We start from the raw sequence: 548 nt of genomic DNA, 5'->3' as shown, positions 1-548 counted from the left end.
CCGCCAGTTCCTCGTCGATGAACAATGCGATCCTGAGATGATCGACCGTGTCATGGTCGATGAGGTGAAGCGCGACCCATAGCTTTGGCAGATCGACCCGCCAAAAATGCGTTCGCCGGACGCTCACATTGATGTGGTAACCGCGCGCGGCGAGTTGGCGGGACGGCAGTGCAGCTTTTGCGAGTCACCACACGGCGATCACATACACTACAGCATACAGACATAGGCAAAGTGAAAGGAGCACGCTTGGTCTCAGCATATTTCGGTTCCCCAAATGTGAAAAATCTATCGGCGTCAATGCATCAATATGTTCTTGGTCCTAGAGATGGCTCGGTTTGTCTGAACAGTTTTGGGCGTTTGGCTAAGTGGATTTCCGCCTCGATTATGCCGCCACCATCATTGGTGCCAGCGCGTTGAAGTAGGCCTGATCCGGCGTCTTCCGGTCAAGGGATGAATGTGGGCGTCGGCTATTGTAAAAGGCCAGATAGCGGCCGATGCCAGCGCGAGCCTCGGACACCGTCCTGTAGGCATGGAGGTAGACTTCCTCG

General features: G+C 54.9%; 1 protein-coding gene. It reads right to left on the bottom strand.

Annotation, left to right across the window (positions count from 1 at the left end; translation table 11 throughout):
• Nucleotides 1-382 precede the first annotated feature (382 nt).
• Nucleotides 383-548: integrase core domain-containing protein (locus GVL52_RS28410; RefSeq protein ID WP_160009360.1), on the bottom strand; the 166-nt coding region annotated here is incomplete at its 5' end.

Origin of the sequence: Rhizobium sp. 18055, from assembly GCF_902706285.1 — a bacterium.
Lineage (GTDB): Bacteria > Pseudomonadota > Alphaproteobacteria > Rhizobiales > Rhizobiaceae > Rhizobium.
Note: the sequence above shows the minus strand (reverse complement) of the source record. Positions and strands in the feature narration are given on the sequence as shown.